Source organism: Streptomyces sp. NPDC059080, from assembly GCF_042739975.1.
GTDB classification, from domain to species: domain Bacteria; phylum Actinomycetota; class Actinomycetes; order Streptomycetales; family Streptomycetaceae; genus Streptomyces; species Streptomyces benahoarensis.
Window position 1 is genome coordinate 21,489 of sequence record NZ_JBHYGX010000052.1, and the last position, 16,143, is coordinate 37,631.

Here is a 16,143-nt window from a genome sequence, read left to right on the forward strand (position 1 = left end):
GCGCGTGAGTGGTCTGTCTCTCCGCCCGAACTACCCCGAGATCTCCCCCACCCGGCCGCCCGCAGGGGGCCGCCCCGCCCCCCCCCCCCCCCCCCGCTCGGCGTTTCCGGCCGGTGCGCCGTCAGTCGTTGGCGACGACGGGGTAGCGCGGCTCCTGCTCGGCCATCTGCTTCAGCGCGCCCTTCCGCTCCCGCTTGGAGAGGCGATCGATGTAGAGGTAGCCGTAGAGGTGGTCGGTCTCGTGCTGGAGGCAGCGCGCGAAGTAGCCGGTGCCCTCGACGGAGATCGGGTTGCCCTGGGCGTCCTGGCCGCGGACGACGGCGTAGTCGGGGCGGGCCAGCTCGGCATAGGCGCCGGGCACCGACAGGCAGCCCTCGTTGGAGTCGTCCAGCACCCGGCGGGCGGACGGGAGTTCGTCGAGGACGGGGTTGCAGACCGCGCCGACGTGGCGGACGCCGTTGTCGTCCGGGCAGTCGTAGACGAAGACCTTGAGGTCCACACCGATCTGGTTGGCGGCCAGGCCGACGCCCTCGGCGGTGCGCTGGCTGGCGAACATGTCGTCGATCAGCTGCGTCAGCCCGTCGCCGAACTCCGTGACGTCCCGGCACTCCTTGTGGAGCACGGGGTTGCCGACAACCGTGATCGGCCGGGAGGTGCCCCGCTCACGGTGAGCGCTCTCCCGCTCCGCCGCGTCCGTCGTGTCGTCGACGAACTCGTCCACGCGCTGCTCACCGTCTTGATCAAACACAGGCTGCTGGGCCATCTCCGCCGTACGCCTTCCTTGGAACCCTGATTAGTCGCCCTCCAGCCTACGGGGGCGGCGAGGCGGTCAGCAGACCTCTTCCAGATCACGCCACTCTCGGGTGTCCGGGCTGTCCGCGACCCAGCCGTCCAGCAGCCCGCGCACCAGGGCGGCGGGCGCCGCTATGCCGCACTCCCGCTCGGGCACCCAGAGCGAACCGGAGCCCGTGGTGCGGTGGCCGAGCGGCCCGGGGTGGCCCGGTTCGCTGTGGTCGTGCGGATCCAGGTGCTCGCCGTCGCCCTCGTCGCTGGGCATGCTGGACTCCGAGCACGTACGGCACAGCAGCCGCACCGACGACGACCAGTCCTCGGCGGCGAACCCGGCGTCCGCCGCCAGCCGCTCCAGCGCGTCCCGGTCCGCCTCGGTGGCGGCCTCCAGCAGGACGACCCAGGTGGGCACCGGCGACGGCGCCCACAGCTCGATCTCGTCGAAGACCGGGTACGAGGGCCCGGCGGCGGTGGTGCGTTCGCCGTGCGGGACGCCGTCGTGCAGCACCACCTCGCCCCAGCGCCGCCCGGAGGACGGCAGCGGGATGGACAGCACCTCGATACGGGCCGGGTCGAGGCGGCGGCCCCAGACAACCTCCGCCTCACCCTCGGGCGACAGCCTGACCGCTGCGCTGCCCAGCGCCATCCCGGACGGCTCGCTCTGCGCGACCCCGCCGCCGGGGACCTTCAGGCCGTACGCCTGCCAGGCGCGGCGGGCCAGCGGCCAGTCCTGGAGGGCGGTGGCGGCGATGCCGACGTTCCACCAGTCGGGCGCGCCCGGGGAACGGTCGAGCAGGGCCACCGCACGCAGCCCCGCGGCCCTGGCCTGCTCCCAGTCGTGCCGGAATTTGTGCAGCAGCGCGAGGTTGAACCAGGACTCCGAGAGCCACGGCTCCATGTCGGCGGCGCGCGTCAGCAGCGCGCCCGCGTCGTCGTAACGGCCGTCGCCGATCAGCGTGAAAGCCCGGTCGGTCGCCTGCCGCCACGAGGCGGAGGGCCGGTGCCGTACCTTGCCGAAGATCTTCACGATTCCCGCCTGCTGGTTGCTCGATGCCGCTGGAGGTGGTGTCCCGAGCGGCGCCCGGGGCCGCCCGGGGGCCCACTGGCAACCTGCCACAGATTGCCGTCGGCCTCAGCGTTCTCGCCGGGGCCCCTGCGGCTCCCTTGCCCTGCGTGCTCCCCCTGAATCCCCTCGACGGGGCTTCCTTCGCATCCAACCATGCCCATCTCGGCGGGCGCTCATTACCCATGGGTTCCCCGGTGCGTTCACCAGGGGCGGAACTCTGGGGAAGGCTGTGGCGCCGCGGGCCTCACGTGGTGCGGCCGCCGCGGGCCAGGACCCTCGCGAGCGCCTCCACGACGCCCGTCTCGAAGTCCCGCCCGACCGCCAGCCGCAGCCGCTCCAGCGCCCACGGCGCCCCGCCGGGCCCGGCCGTCCGCCCCGCCCAGTCGTCGTACGCGTTGACGGTCCGCACGATGCGCGCGGTGACCGGCTGCTCGCGGTACGGATCGGCCTGCCGCTCGACGATCACGGCGACCTCCGCGGGGACGCCGGTCTGCCGGACGACGGCGCCGCCGAGCAGGGCGATCCGGCGCTGTTCGGCGGGCGGCAGCGGCGCGGTCGCGCCCGACGGCACCGGGTCGACGAGCGACAGCTGCCCGATGTCGTGCATCAGCGCGGCGTACTCCAGGAGATCCAGATCGGGCTCGCGCAGCCCCAGCTCGCCGCCGACCGCCCGGCTGAGGGCGGCGACCCGGTGGGCGTGGCCTGGCGGAGTGTGCCCAGCGATCTCGGTGGCGCGGGCCAGGGAGACGATGGTCTGGCGGCAGGTGGCCCGGGCGGCCGCGCAGCGGCGCAGCGCGCACTGGGTCAGCAGCAGCGGCAGCGAGAACACCGGCAGCGCCCACAGCCCGGCGACCGCCGTGGCCAGCGCGATGACCACGCCGGTCGCGCCGATCGCCGGGCCGATGCCGCCGGACGCCCGCAGCTCCCCGCGCAGCAGCGCCCCGTACGGGCGGCCGCTGCGGGCGCGGGCGAACGCGGCGGCGAGGACCGCGTCGCCCAGCGCGGTGAGCGCCAGCAGCCCGAGCAGCACCAGGGGCGGCACATGGCCCCGGCCCGCCCAGGAGGCGAGGGGCCCGGCGGCGTGCAGGGGCTGCACACAGGTCGCGGCGAAACCGCAGGTCAGCAGGTGCCGCGCCAGCCGGTCGCCGGCTGGTCCGCGGCCAGGCCGCGGCACCAGGCCCACCAGGCCCGCGGCGCCGGCCACCACGAGGGCCTGCGCCGGGCCGTGCGTGGCGGGCACCCCGGCCACCTCGCCGAGCAGCGCGTACGCCAGCGCGCCCGCCGCGCCCAGGGGCGCGCGTGCCCGCTCCTCGGGCGCCCGGTGCGCCCCGGCGAGCCCCTGCCGGGCCAGCTCGCCCACGGCGATCAGCGCCCCGAAGGCCAGCGCGACACCGGGCTGCGCGACACCGGACCGCAGGGTGTGGACGAGGGCCCAGAGCCCGAGACCGGTCGCGGTCGTACGGATCGCCACGGCGAGGGCGGCGCCTGTGGCGGGCCGGGCCGCCCGCCGGGGGGCGTCGCCGGGATGCGCCGTCCCCGGGGGCGGCAGGGTGTCCGGGCGGGCCGCCGGGCCGCTCACGCGTCACCGGACCGGCCGGGGTGATGCCGGGCGCGGCCACCGCGCGGGGCGGCGTGCCGGCCGCGCGGCGCGCCGCTACCGCCACGGCGCGATCCGGGCGCGGGGAGCTGGGGCCCCGGGGGCGGGCCGCCCGTGGGACGCGGCAGGGCGGGGGCGGGGTCGGGGTCGGAGTCGGGGTCCGGGTCGGGGTCCGGGTCGGGGTCCGGGTCGGCCGACATGATCAGGTCCGGGTGCCAGCCGTGCCGCTCCAGGGCGGCGGCCAGCGCCCGCACCATCCGCGGGTCGAACTGCTTCCCAGCGCATTTGCGCAGCTCGGCGACTGCGGCCGGGACGGGGCGGGCCCGGCGGTAGGAGCGGGTGGAGGTCATCGCGTCGAAGGCGTCGGCGACGGCCACCACCCGGGCGCACTCGGGGATCTGCCCGCCCCTGAGGCCGTAGGGGTAGCCGCGGCCGTCGAGCCGCTCGTGGTGGTGGAGGATCGCCTCCCGCGCCTCCCCGAGAAAGCCGATGCCCCGGACGATCTCGTGGCCGTACTCGGGGTGCAGTTCGATCAGGGAGCGTTCCTGAGAGGTGAGCGGACCCTCCTTGCGGAGCAGCCGGGTGGGAACGCCGAGCTTGCCGACGTCGTGCAGGATCCCGGCGATCCGCAACACCTCCGTACGGTCCTCGGCCAGGCCCAGCTCCCGGGCGATCATCACGGAGGCGCGGCCGACGCGTTCGCCGTGGCCGCGGGTGTAGCGGTCCTTGATGTCGACGGCCTGCACCAGTGCGCGGATCGTGGCCCGGTGGGCGATGCGCTCCTGGTGATACTGGGCGAAGACCCAGCAGGAGAGGTACATCGGCGGCAGCACCAGCAGCGCCGCCACCGGGCCGTACGCGCTGCGCCAGAGCACCGCCGTCATCAGCCCGGCGAGGCCGTGCACCAGATGCGGGCCGAGGGCGCCACGCAGCAGACCGCGCCAGGCGGTGCGCGGCGGCTGCCCCTCGGCGGTGACCCGTACCGCGCCGTCGAGGGCGGTGAGTACGGTGCAGAAGACGGTCGCGGCGGCGAGGGCGGGCAGCAGCACCCAGGGGAAGTGCGGGGCGGTGAGCGAACGTGGTCCGGCGACGTCGAAGAGCCGGGCGGCGGCCCAGCAGGCGAGGGCGAGTCCGGCCGCGTGCCAGATGCGGCGGGCGGTGCGCGAGGGCTCGTCGGCCGGGGCCAGCAGCGCGCCCGGGACGGCGGTCAGCGCAGCCAGCGGCGGTGGCAGCAGGAACGCCCCGGCCAGCAGGACGGGCAGCGCCGTGAGGAAGGGTCCGGTACCGGCCGGGACCGGGATACCCGGGAGCGGGCGGTGGCGCACCGTCTCGCAGCCGGCGTGGAGGGCGGCGAGGGCGGCGGCATCCGCCCAGGGGGCGCCGGGCCCGAGCCGGACGGCCGGGGCGGCGCACACCGCCGTGGCCAGGACGGCCCCTGCGATGCAGCCACGCGCGGCCGACGGCAGTGCCCGCATCACGCCCTCCTCCCCGAGACCATGGCCCGATTCCGCGCGGCGTCATGCGCGGTGCGGGGGTGCGGCGAGGATAGAGGTGGTCGGGCGGACGCGTCGGCGCATCGGGGGTCGAGGGGGGAGAAAAGCCCCGCTGCTCATCCCTTCGGGTGATACGCGGCGTTATTCGGCGCGCGCTGCCTCGGTACGTGCATCGGCGGATTCCGCCGCTTCGGCGGGGGACGCGGCGGCGTCGGCCGCACTGTCCGCGCCCCGGGCGCCGGTGGTGTCGTCGTTCCGGGCCTCGTCGTGACGGGCCTGGTCGAGGACGCTGACCTCGGGGACGGTCTCACCGGCCCGGATCAGATCGATCCGGCCCATGACCTTGGACCGCAGGTCGCGGGGGACGTCGTCATGGCCGCAGCAGCGCTTGACAAGCTTCTTGACTGCCTGTTCGAGACCGTACTTCTCCAGGCACGGCGAGCACTCGTCGATGTGCACCTGGAACTTCTCGCACTCCCCCTCCGGCATCTCACGGTCGAGATACTCGTAGAGGTGGTCGAGCACCTCGGAGCAGTCCTTGTCGTGCGGATCTCCGCAGCTCATGATCCCGAGCCTTTCCGGTCGTGCGGCTGCGGTGCCTGCGCGGCGGCCCCTGCCCCGGCCGGGACCAGCCCTCGCTCCCGGGCGTAGTCCTCCAGCATGCCGCGCAGTTGGCGCCGGCCGCGGTGCAGACGGGACATCACCGTGCCGATGGGTGTCCCCATGATGTCCGCGATCTCCTTGTACGCAAAGCCCTCGACGTCCGCGAGATAGACCGCGATGCGGAATTCCTCCGGAATGGCCTGGAGTGCGGCCTTCACATCGGAGTCGGGCAGGTGGTCGAGCGCCTGCGACTCGGCGGAGCGCAGTCCGGTGGACATGTGCGACTCGGCGCGCGCCAGCTGCCAGTCCTCGATCTCCTCCGCCGCGCTGCGCTGCGGCTCACGCTGCTTCTTGCGGTAGGAGTTGATGAAGGTGTTGGTCAGGATGCGGTAGAGCCACGCCTTGAGGTTGGTGCCTTCCCGGAACTGATGGAAGGACGCGTACGCCTTGGCATACGTCTCCTGCACCAGGTCCTCCGCGTCGGCCGGATTGCGCGTCATGCGCAGCGCGGCGGAGTACATCTGGTCCAGGAAGGTGAGGGCGTCGCGCTCGAAGCGTGCGTTGCGCTCGGTGGCGCTCTCCTTCCGGTCCACGGTGTGCTCCTGTGCCGTGCCGTCGGTCCCTGCGTCGGTACCGGTGACCGGACCCACCTCCTCCATCACCGTGACGGACCCGTATGCGGATCCACTCGATTCGGAGAATAGACGACGATCCCGGGCCGCCGCCGCTCCAGCCGGAGCGGTCTGCGGTACCTGCGTCTGCGGCCACCGCAGGTCGGCGGCGGGACGAGCGGGGCAGGCGATTCCCATGCGGCGGGCTCCCATTCCTCGTACTGCGCGAGTGGTGTACGGACGTCCTACGCCACGGTCAACAGCCGCACCCCGCGCCGCATTCCCGGCCCGCGGCGCCTTTTCGCGACGGCCCGCTGCGGGCGGCGGTTGACAAAGCGCGTTGCCGCTTCGGCAATGGGGACATGACGGATGACGCGTACGAACGGGTGCTCGGCGAGGTCGGGCCGCGGCTGCGGCGGCTGCGGCAGGAGCGCTCGGTGACCCTGGCCGCGCTGTCGGAGGTGACGGGCATCTCGGTCAGCACCCTCTCCCGCCTGGAGTCCGGGCGCCGCCGCGCCACCCTGGAGCTGCTGCTGCCGCTGGCCCGCGCCCATCAGGTGCCGCTGGACGAACTGGTCGGCGCCCCGGAGGTGGGCGACCCCCGGGTGCGGGCGGTGCCGCAGCGCCGGGCACACATGACGTTCGTGCCGCTGACCCGGCAACCGGGCGCCCTCCAGGCGTTCAAACTCGTCGTCGACCCGGTCCCGGGCCCGCCCGAGCAGCGCACGCACGAGGGGTACGAGTGGCTGTACGTCCTGTCGGGGCGGCTGCGGCTGTTGCTGGCCGACCGCGATGTGGAGCTGAGGGCGGGCGAGGCGGCCGAGTTCGACACCCGGCTGCCGCACTGGTTCGGGCCCGCGGACGACAAGCCGGTGGAGCTGCTCAGCCTCTTCGGCCGCCAGGGCGAGCGGATGCATGTCCGCGCCCGGCCCCGGGGGCGCTCGGAGTGAGACGGCGCGCCGGGGGCGCGGGGTTGCCGGTCGACGGGGCCGCGGGCCCGCGCGCCGCGGCTCAGCCGAAGAGGCCGTCGAGCCACTCCGCCACCGCGTCCGTCAGCGTCGTCATCGATGCGTCCTCGGTGACACCGGCCCGCTTGGGCACCGCGAAGCCGTGGTCGCCGTGGGCGACCTCCCGCAGTTCCCGCAGCTCCGTACCGGGCGGGAACTCCTCGGGGCGCCCGAAGGGGTCCCGGCCGCCCTGGACGACGAGGGTCGGCACCCCGGAGGCGGTCAGTTCGTCGACGCGGGACTTCTCCGGGCGGCCCGGCGGGTGCAGCGGGAAGCTGAGGGCGAGGACGGCGTGCGCGCCCAGTTCGCGCGCGGTGCGGCAGGCGACCCGCGCCCCCGCGCTGCGCCCGCCCGCGACGACCGGCAGTCCGGGCTTCTCCAGGGCCGGCCACAGCGCCGTCCATCCGGCGTCGAGGGTCTTGGGAGCGGGCGCCACCTTCTTCCCGGCGACCCGCCACGGCTGTTCCACGAGCGCGACGGTGTAGCCGCGAGTGGGCAGCGCGGCGGCCAGCGCCCGCAGGTCACGCGCCTCGATACCGCCCCCGGCGCCGTGGCTGACCGCCAGCACCGCCCGGGCCGGTACGGGCGCCCGGAACCAGGTGATCCGCGCCTCGCCCGTGGGCGTGGCGACCATCTCGCTCTCGTGCACACCGGAAGTCATACGCCCATCCTGCCGCCCCGGAGACGCCTCGGCCGCACGGGCCCGCCCCGGGGCGGGACGGGAGAAACGGCACGCCCGAGGGGAGGCCCCCAGAAGGCACCCGCCCCGGGGCCCGCGGCCCCGGCCTCCCGGGGGGCCGCCCTTCGGATCAGAACAATCGGATCAGAACAAGGTGCCGACTTCGGGCCCGTCGAGTTCGGTGAGCAGTTCCGGGCCGTTGTTGCGGACGTTGCTGACGGCCGTCGGCACCGGGTACGCGCGCATCAGACCGGCCGGGGGCGGCGCGAGCAGGGGGAGCAGCCCGTCGGGGTCGGTGGGGGACGGGTCGAGCCAGGCGTCCCAGCGGTCGGGGGTCATCACCAGCGGCATCCGGGGGTGGATGTCGGCGAGCGACTGCGGCCCCTCGCCGCCGTCCGCCCCGGCCAGCGGCGTGGTCTCGGCCGCCGTGGTGATGACCGCGCACGTCACCCACCAGGCCCGCGGATGGTCGGCGGGCAGCGTGGCGTCGCGCCAGAACTCGTACAGGCCGGCCATCGCCATCACCGAGCCGTCGGCGGGCGTCACGAAGTACGGCTGCTTACGGGGGCGCTTCTTCACCCCGCGCTCCTCCAGTTCCCGCTCCTCGGGGGCGGTCACCCACTCGTAATAGCCGTCCCCGGGGAGCAGGCAGCGGCGGGCGGCGAATGCCTGCCGGAAAGACGGCTTCTCGTGGACCGTCTCGGCCCGCGCGTTGATCATCCGCGCGGCGCCGTCCGGCGAGTTCGACCAGGACGGCACCAGGCCCCAGGTCAGCGTCCGCAGCTGTCGCACCGGCATCCCCGGGGGGAACGCCTGGGCCGCGGCGCCCTTGAGGGGGCGCTCCAGGACCGCCTGTACGGGGACGGTCGGGGCGATGTTGTAGTCCGGCGCGAGCGTCTCCTTGGGCTCCAGGTGCCGGATCCCGAAGATCTCCGTCAGCTCCTCGGGTCCGCGACTCGCTGCATACCTGCCACACACGGCAATCCACCCCTTTGACCTGCTGACCCACCAGGGTAGGCCGCCGCGCTCCCCGGTGCCGGACCCGGTGTCCGGCCCGCCGGACGCGCCCCCGCTCCCCCTCCGCGCCCCGTCCACGCGGCCCGCCGCGTACCGTCCGGGCAGGCGTGCCACACTGCCAGGCCACACGAAGGGACGACAGGGACGACATGGACACCGATCGCCTCACCGACATAGGGAGCCGCCTCTTCGGGACCCAGCCCGACCCGCCGGTCTGGCTGGTGGTCGCGACGGGAGTGGTGGCGCTGGCGGCCGTCCTGCCGCGCCCGGCCTGGGGGCTGGCCCGGAACGCGGTGACCATCGCCCACGAGGGCGGCCACGGCCTGCTGGCGCTGCTCACCGGCCGTCGCCTGGAGGGCATAAGGCTGCATTCCGACACCTCCGGTCTGACCGTCTCACGCGGCAAACCGACCGGTCTCGGCATGATCCTGACCGCGGCGGCCGGGTACATCACCCCGTCCCTGCTGGGGCTGGCGGGCGCCGCGCTGCTGGCGGCGGGCCACATCACGGCGCTGCTGTGGGGCGCGACGCTGCTGCTCCTCGCCATGCTGATGATGATCCGCAACGCCTACGGGGTGCTCACCGTCGTCCTGACGGGCGCCGCCTTCCTCCTCGTCTCCTGGCTGACACCCGCCGACGTCCAGGCGGCCTTCGCGTACGCGGCGGTGTGGTTCCTGCTGCTCGGCGGCGTCCGGCCGGTGTTCGAGCTCCAGCGCAAGCGCCGCCGTGGCCCCGCGCTGCGTCCGGGGTCGCCGAGCGGTGCGCCGGACTCCGACCCCGATCAGCTGGCCCGGCTGACGCACGCCCCGGCGTTCGTCTGGATCGGGCTGTTCCATGTGGTGACGCTCTGCTCGCTGTTCGGCGGCGGCCGCTGGCTGCTCGGCGCCTGACCCGCGCCCGCGGCGGCCCGGCGGCGGACCGTGTAGGCGGCCGATCCGGCCCGTACCGTCGCGAAACCGGGCCTCCCCGGGTGCGTATCCCTCGATCGTGCGCACCGCGGACGCCGCGGGCGGCGGCGCGACGGGATAGTTGCCTGATCAGCGCGGTGTGCGACGCAGGTACGTCACAGTCGCACCGTTTTTGATCAGGATGGGCACCCTTGCCCAGCGATTAAAGTGAGGGCATGACCGAGAGCACCGCACTCCCCGCCCTCTGGCCCGCCCCCGTCGCGTCGGGGGCGGTCGACGCGACCGTCACCGTGCCCGGCTCGAAATCGGTCACCAACCGCGGTCTGGTGCTCGCCGCCCTCGCCGCCGATCCGGGCTGGCTGCGCCGCCCGCTCCGCTCCCGCGACACGCTCCTGATGGCCGAGGCGCTGCGCACCCTGGGCGTCGGCATCGAGGAGACCGCCTCCTCCAGCTCCGCCGAGCCCGGTGGCGGCGAGGCGTGGCGGATCATCCCGGCCGGTCTGCGCGGCCCGGCCACCGTCGACGTCGGCAACGCCGGTACGGTCATGCGCTTCCTGCCGCCGGTCACCGCGCTCGCCGACGGCCCGGTCCGCTTCGACGGCGACCCGCGGTCGTACGAGCGTCCGCTGGGCGGGGTCATCGAGGCGCTGCGCGCCCTCGGCGCCCGGATCGACGACGACGGCCGCGGCGCGCTCCCCATGACGGTGCACGGCACCGGCACCCTCGACGGCGGCCCGGTCGCCATCGACGCCTCCTCCTCGTCCCAGTTCGTCAGCGCACTGCTGCTCTCCGCGCCCCGCTTCAACCAGGGCGTGGAGGTGCGCCACACCGGCGCCGCACTGCCGTCCATGCCGCACATCCGCATGACGGTCGACATGCTGCGCGCCGCGGGTGCCCAGGTCGACACCCCGGAGGCGGGCGGCGAGCCGAACGTCTGGCGGGTCACCCCGGGCGCCCTGCTGGGCCGGGATCTCGTCGTCGAGCCGGACCTCTCCAACGCCCAGCCGTTCCTGGCCGCGGCGCTGGTCACCGGCGGCCGCGTCACCATCCCGGACTGGCCGGCGCACACCACGCAGCCCGGTGACGCGCTGCGCGAGATCTTCACCGCGATGGGCGGCTCCTGTGAGCTGACCGACGCCGGGCTGACGTTCACCGGCGGCGGCGCGATCCACGGCATCGACGTCGATCTCGGCGAGGTCGGCGAGCTGACCCCCGGTATCGCCGCCGTCGCGGCCCTCGCCGACTCCCCGTCCACGCTCCGCGGCGTCGCCCATCTGCGGCTCCACGAGACGGACCGCCTCGCCGCGCTCACCAAGGAGCTGAACAACCTCGGCGGTGACGTCACCGAGACCGCCGACGGCCTGCACATCCGTCCGCGCCCGCTGCACGGCGGCGTCTTCCACACGTACGAGGACCACCGCCTGGCGACCGCCGCGGCGCTCATCGGCCTCGTCGTCGAGGGGGTGGAGGTGGAGAACGTCGCGACGACCGCGAAGACCCTGCCGGACTTCCCCGCCCTGTGGAACGCGATGCTCGACCCGGCCACACCGGCCGCCCGGAGAGGCTGAGGGTTCCGCCGCCATGCGCCGCTACGGCAAGAACCCCGATGAGGACGACGTCCGGGTCCGCCCGAACCGCAAGGGCAACCGCCCGCGTACCAACATCCGCCCCAAGCACGAGGACGCCAGCGAGGGCCTGGTCCTGACCGTCGACCGGGGGCGGCTGACCGTCCTCATCGACGACCGCAAGGTCACCGCGATGAAGGCCCGTGAGCTGGGCCGCAAGAGCGCCGTCGTCGGCGACCGGGTCGCGGTGGTCGGCGACCTCAGCGGCGCCAAGGACACCCTGGCCCGCATCGTGCGGGTCGAGCCGCGCACCTCGACGCTGCGCCGGACGGCCGACGACGACGATCCGTACGAGCGCGTCGTCGTCGCCAACGCCGATCAGCTCGCCATCGTCACCGCCCTCGCCGACCCGGAGCCGCGCCCCCGGCTGATCGACCGCTGTCTGGTGGCGGCGTACGACGCGGGGCTCGATCCGCTGCTCGTACTCACCAAGTCCGATCTCGCCCCGGCAGACACCCTCCTCGCGTCGTACGGCGCGCTCGGCGTCCCCTATCTCGTCACCAACCGCGACGAGCTGGCCGACGGTTCCGCCGCCGACCAGGTCCGCGAGCGGCTGGCGGGCCGGATGACCGCCTTCGTCGGGCACTCCGGCGTGGGCAAGACGACGCTGGTCAACGCCCTGGTACCGGACCGCCGCCGGGCCACCGGCCATGTCAACGCGCACACCGGCCGCGGCCGCCACACCACCACCTCGGCGCTCGCGCTGCCGCTGCCCGACGACAGCGGCTGGGTGATCGACACGCCGGGTGTGCGCTCCTTCGGGCTGCATCACGTCGACCCCGCGCGGGTGGTGCTGGCCTTCCCCGATCTGGTGCCGGGCACCGACGGCTGCCCGCGTGCGTGCAGCCACGACGAGCCGGACTGCGCGCTGGACGGCTGGGTCGCCGAGGGGCACGCCGATCCGGCACGGCTGTACTCGCTGCGCCGGCTGCTGGCGACCCGCGAGCGACGCGAGGGCGACTGAGCAACGCAATCTCCTGCCCACCGTCCGGGGTAACTGCATAATCACACCGAGGCGGACGAAGCGGTCAGCGACGGACGGAGGCAGGGGACATGGCGTGGCTGCTCGTCGTGGTGGCGGGGCTGCTGGAGACCGGCTTCGCGGTCTGTCTCAAGCTGTCCCACGGCTTCACCCGCCTCTGGCCGACCATCGCGTTCGCCGCGTTCGCGCTCGGCAGCTTCGGCCTGCTGACGCTGTCGCTGCGGAAGCTGGACGTCGGCCCGGCGTACGCGGTGTGGACGGGCATCGGCGCCGCCGGTACCGCCGTCTACGGCATGATCTTCCTCGGCGACCTGGTCTCCACCCTGAAGCTCGTCTCCATCGCCTTCGTCATCGTGGGCATCATCGGCCTGCAACTGTCGGGCTCGGCGCACTGACAGCGGGGCCGACACGCCCCGGCCCCATATGACCGGTGTGCGCACAGAATTGAGGTGCCGCCAGGGACAGTCAAGGGGCACCGCGTGCGGCCGTCCGGGGCCTATCCGCCCGGCGGAGCCCGGCCGTGTGGCTGTCCGCGCATACCAGTCGATACTGTTCGTACATGCCCGACTATCACGATGATCTCCGTCTCGGACACGTCCTCGCGGACGCCGCGGACGCCGCCACCATGGAGCGGTTCAAGGCGCTCGACCTCAAGGTGGAGACCAAACCGGATATGACGCCGGTGAGCGAGGCGGACAAGGCCGCCGAGGAGTTGATCCGGGGCCATCTCCAGCGGGCCCGGCCGCGCGACTCCGTCCTCGGCGAGGAGTTCGGCTCCATCGAGGGCGCCGGTCCGCGGCGCTGGATCATCGACCCGATCGACGGCACCAAGAACTACGTGCGCGGCGTCCCGGTCTGGGCCACCCTGATCGCGCTGATGGAACGGGGCGAGGGCGGCGACCGCCCGGTCGTCGGCATCGTCTCCGCCCCGGCCCTGGGCCGTCGCTGGTGGGCGGCCGAGGGGCTGGGCGCCTTCACCGGCCGCAGTCTGACCTCCGCCAGCCGTCTGCGCGTCTCCGAGGTCGGCAGCATCCGGGACGCCTCGTTCGCGTACTCGTCGCTGACCGGCTGGGAGGAGCGCGACAAGCTGCCGGGCTTCCTCGACCTGAGCCGCGACTGCTGGCGGACCCGCGCGTACGGCGACTTCTGGCCGTACATGATGGTCGCCGAGGGCTCGGTGGACATCTGCGCGGAGCCGGAACTGTCGCTGTGGGACATGGCGGCGTGCGCCGTCGTGGTGCAGGAGGCCGGTGGCCGCTTCACCGGGCTGGACGGCGTACCAGGCCCGCACAGCGGCAACGCCGCGGCCTCCAACGGCCTGCTCCACGACGATCTGCTCTCGTACGTGGGCGACGCCCGCAGCTGAGCGGCGCCGCACCCGGGGAGCGTCCGCCGGAAGACGCACGAAGAGGCCGGAGCCCAGGTGGCATCCGGCCTCTTCGGCTGGTACGGCAAGCGGGTGGCCGCCCGCGGCCGGGCCGCCCGCCCCGGAGGGAGGCGGTCCGGCGCGCGGGGTGGCCGGTCAGCCGCGCAGTGCCTGGACCGCGGCGTCGAGCCGCTTGCCGTAGTCCGCGTCCGCCTTGCGGAAGTTGTCGATCGCGCGCTGGGCGATGTCGTCGCGGGAGACCTTCGCGATGAAGCCCGCGAGGTTGTTGACCAGCCGCTCCTTCTCGTCCTCCGACATCAGGCGGTAGAGGTTGCCTGCCTGCACGAAGTCGTCGTCCTCGGCGTGCGAGGGCGCCGCGCTCTCGCCGGAGGCGCCGGAGAGCTGGGCGGGCTCCCACAGCGGACGGCCGGTCTGGACGGGACCGCCGAAACTGTTCGGCTCGTAGTTCTTCGCGCCCGCGTGGCGGCCGTCGTACAGGACGCCGTCCCGGCCGTGGCTACGCGCCTCGGTGGCGTGCGGGCGGTTGACCGGCAGGTGGTCGGCGTTGATGCCGACGCGGTAGCGGTGCGCGTCGCCGTACGCGAAGAGGCGCCCCTGAAGCATCTTGTCGGGCGAGGGGCCGATGCCCGGCACGAAGTGGTGCGGGGAGAAGGCCGACTGCTCGACCTCGGCGAAGATGTTCTGCGGGTTGCGGTTCAGCTCCAGCTTGCCGACCTCGATGACCGGGTAGTCCGCGTGCGGCCACACCTTGGTGAGGTCGAACGGGTTGAAGCGGTAGTTCGCGGCCTCGGCGGCGGGCATGATCTGCACGCCGACCGTCCAGGTCGGGAAGTCACCGCGTTCGATGGACTCGCGCAGGTCGCGCTGGTGGCTGTCGGGGTCCTCACCGGCGACCTCGGCGGCCTCCTCGCCGGTGAGGTTCTTGATCCCCTGGTCGGTCTTGAAGTGGTACTTGACCCAGAAGACCTCGCCGGCCTCGTTGCTCCACTGGAAGGTGTGCGAGCCGAAGCCGTCCATGTGGCGGTAGGACGCGGGGATGCCGCGGTCACCGAACAGCCAGGTCACCTGGTGCGTCGCCTCGGGCGACAGGCCCCAGAAGTCCCAGACGTTGTCCGCCTCCTGCGAGCCGGTGTACGGGTCGCGCTTCTGGGTGTGGATGAAGTCCGGGAACTTGATGGCGTCCTTGATGAAGAACACCGGGGTGTTGTTGCCGACGAGGTCGTAGTTGCCCTCCTCGGTGTAGAACTTCAACGCGAAACCGCGCGGGTCACGCACCGCGTCGGCCGCGCCGAGGTTGCCCGCGACGGTCGAGAAGCGCAGGAACGTCTCGGTCTGCTTGCCGACCTCGGAGAGGAACTTCGCGCGGGTGTACCCGGTCACATCCGCGGTGGCGGTGAAGGTGCCGTACGCACCGGCGCCCCGGGCATGGACGATGCGCTCCGGGACCCGCTCGCGGTTGAAGTGGGCGAGCTTCTCGATCAGGAGCTGGTCCTGGATCAGTCCGGGTCCGCCCAGGCCGGCCGTCTCGCTGTTCTGGTTGTCCGCAACCGGAGCTCCGGACTCCGTGGTCAGCGGTCCCGTGGTGCTCTCTACCGACACGTGCGCCTCCTGAAGTCTGCTACCTGCCCTTGGCTTGCGCCGCTGCCGATCCTACATTGGACATTGTCTAAGTCAAGAAGACTCCGAAAGTCGTACCCGATCCGGTGATGGACGGTGCGCTGTTACCCTGGGCGTATCTGACTGATAGGTGAATGGCATGAGCGACCTACTGGAACGGCTTCGGGAACGCGGCTGGCGACTGACCGCGCAGCGGCGCGTGGTCGCCGAGGTGCTGGACGGCATCCACGTCCACTACACCGCCGACGAGGTGCACGCCCGCGCGACCGAACGACTCCCCGAGATCTCCCGCGCCACCGTCTACAACACCCTCGGCGAGCTGGTCTCGCTCGGCGAGGTGCTGGAGGTCAGCACGGACGGCCGCGCCAAGCGCTACGACCCCAACGCCCACCACGACCATCAGCACCTGGTGTGCTCGCGCTGCGGCACCATCCGGGACGTCCACCTCCACGGCGACCCGCTCTCCGCACTCCCCGAGCCCGAGCGGTACGGCTTCCAGGTCTCCGAGGTGACGGTCACCTACCGGGGCCTCTGCCCCACCTGCGCCGCCACTTCCTGAACCGCGGGCCCGCCCCCGTCCGGGCCGCCCCGCCACTGATCGGCTCGCACCCCGCCCGGGTGCGAGCCCGTTGCCATACCCGCACCCCGGCATAGCGAAGCGACCGCGCATACGACGAAGGCCCGGATTCTCGAAAGAAAACCGGCCGTGGGGTTAGTTTTCGGGGTGCAGGTTTTTAACATGGACCCCGGGGTTTTGTTGCC

At 73.4% G+C, this 16,143-nt stretch carries 16 protein-coding genes; 7 read left to right on the forward strand and 9 right to left on the reverse strand.

What is annotated here, in order from left to right:
* Positions 1-121 precede the first annotated feature (121 nt).
* The 6 genes from def to ACFWWQ_RS27065 form a co-directional block, all read right to left on the reverse strand.
* Positions 122-763: a peptide deformylase gene (gene def / locus ACFWWQ_RS27040; RefSeq protein WP_384601262.1), complete on the reverse strand. Its 642-nt coding sequence runs from the start codon at positions 761-763 to the stop codon at positions 122-124.
* A 66-nt stretch (positions 764-829) separates the two neighbouring features.
* Complete coding sequence (locus ACFWWQ_RS27045) at positions 830-1,816, reverse strand: tetratricopeptide repeat protein (protein WP_384601265.1); 987 nt, start codon at positions 1,814-1,816, stop codon at positions 830-832.
* Between the two features lie 283 nt (positions 1,817-2,099).
* Positions 2,100-3,326, reverse strand: a complete 1,227-nt coding sequence (locus ACFWWQ_RS27050) for an HD-GYP domain-containing protein (RefSeq protein ID WP_384601306.1) — start codon at positions 3,324-3,326, stop codon at positions 2,100-2,102.
* Between the two features lie 104 nt (positions 3,327-3,430).
* Positions 3,431-4,927, reverse strand: a complete 1,497-nt coding sequence (locus tag ACFWWQ_RS27055; RefSeq protein ID WP_384601268.1) for an HD-GYP domain-containing protein — start codon at positions 4,925-4,927, stop codon at positions 3,431-3,433.
* A gap of 159 nt (positions 4,928-5,086) precedes the next feature.
* Positions 5,087-5,509, reverse strand: coding sequence for a mycothiol system anti-sigma-R factor (rsrA, locus tag ACFWWQ_RS27060; protein ID WP_384601271.1), 423 nt, complete (start codon positions 5,507-5,509; stop codon positions 5,087-5,089).
* Positions 5,506-6,198, reverse strand: a complete 693-nt coding sequence (locus ACFWWQ_RS27065) for a sigma-70 family RNA polymerase sigma factor (RefSeq protein ID WP_384601309.1) — start codon at positions 6,196-6,198, stop codon at positions 5,506-5,508. The genes rsrA and ACFWWQ_RS27065 overlap by 4 nt, the downstream gene beginning before the upstream one ends.
* Positions 6,199-6,521: 323 nt before the next feature.
* Here ACFWWQ_RS27065 and ACFWWQ_RS27070 point away from each other — a divergent pair, with 323 nt between their 5' ends.
* Positions 6,522-7,109: a helix-turn-helix domain-containing protein gene (locus ACFWWQ_RS27070; protein ID WP_143940734.1), complete on the forward strand. Its 588-nt coding sequence runs from the start codon at positions 6,522-6,524 to the stop codon at positions 7,107-7,109.
* A gap of 61 nt (positions 7,110-7,170) precedes the next feature.
* Here the strand turns inward: ACFWWQ_RS27070 and ACFWWQ_RS27075 are convergent, their stop codons facing one another.
* Positions 7,171-7,827 (reverse strand): alpha/beta family hydrolase, encoded by a 657-nt coding sequence (locus ACFWWQ_RS27075; RefSeq protein WP_384601275.1) that lies wholly within the window; start codon positions 7,825-7,827, stop codon positions 7,171-7,173.
* A 162-nt stretch (positions 7,828-7,989) separates the two neighbouring features.
* Positions 7,990-8,823, reverse strand: coding sequence for an SOS response-associated peptidase (locus tag ACFWWQ_RS27080; RefSeq protein ID WP_384601277.1), 834 nt, complete (start codon positions 8,821-8,823; stop codon positions 7,990-7,992).
* 188 nt (positions 8,824-9,011) lie between these two features.
* Here ACFWWQ_RS27080 and ACFWWQ_RS27085 point away from each other — a divergent pair, with 188 nt between their 5' ends.
* From ACFWWQ_RS27085 to hisN, 5 genes are all read left to right on the forward strand, one after another.
* Positions 9,012-9,752, forward strand: a complete 741-nt coding sequence (locus ACFWWQ_RS27085) for a M50 family metallopeptidase (protein ID WP_384601280.1) — start codon at positions 9,012-9,014, stop codon at positions 9,750-9,752.
* A gap of 233 nt (positions 9,753-9,985) precedes the next feature.
* Positions 9,986-11,338, forward strand: a complete 1,353-nt coding sequence (gene aroA, locus ACFWWQ_RS27090; protein ID WP_384601283.1) for a 3-phosphoshikimate 1-carboxyvinyltransferase — start codon at positions 9,986-9,988, stop codon at positions 11,336-11,338.
* 13 nt (positions 11,339-11,351) lie between these two features.
* Positions 11,352-12,359: a ribosome small subunit-dependent GTPase A gene (gene rsgA, locus ACFWWQ_RS27095; protein WP_384601286.1), complete on the forward strand. Its 1,008-nt coding sequence runs from the start codon at positions 11,352-11,354 to the stop codon at positions 12,357-12,359.
* Between the two features lie 89 nt (positions 12,360-12,448).
* Positions 12,449-12,772, forward strand: a complete 324-nt coding sequence (locus ACFWWQ_RS27100; RefSeq protein ID WP_384601288.1) for a DMT family transporter — start codon at positions 12,449-12,451, stop codon at positions 12,770-12,772.
* A gap of 164 nt (positions 12,773-12,936) precedes the next feature.
* Complete coding sequence (hisN, locus tag ACFWWQ_RS27105) at positions 12,937-13,743, forward strand: histidinol-phosphatase (protein ID WP_143941617.1); 807 nt, start codon at positions 12,937-12,939, stop codon at positions 13,741-13,743.
* Between the two features lie 156 nt (positions 13,744-13,899).
* Here hisN and ACFWWQ_RS27110 read toward each other — a convergent pair whose 3' ends face one another.
* A complete protein-coding gene (locus tag ACFWWQ_RS27110) occupies positions 13,900-15,363 on the reverse strand; it encodes a catalase (protein WP_384601291.1) in 1,464 nt (487 codons plus the stop codon).
* Between the two features lie 157 nt (positions 15,364-15,520).
* Between ACFWWQ_RS27110 and ACFWWQ_RS27115 the strand changes: the two genes are divergently transcribed.
* Positions 15,521-15,940, forward strand: coding sequence for a Fur family transcriptional regulator (locus ACFWWQ_RS27115; RefSeq protein WP_384601294.1), 420 nt, complete (start codon positions 15,521-15,523; stop codon positions 15,938-15,940).
* The last annotated feature ends 203 nt before the right edge of the window (positions 15,941-16,143 follow it).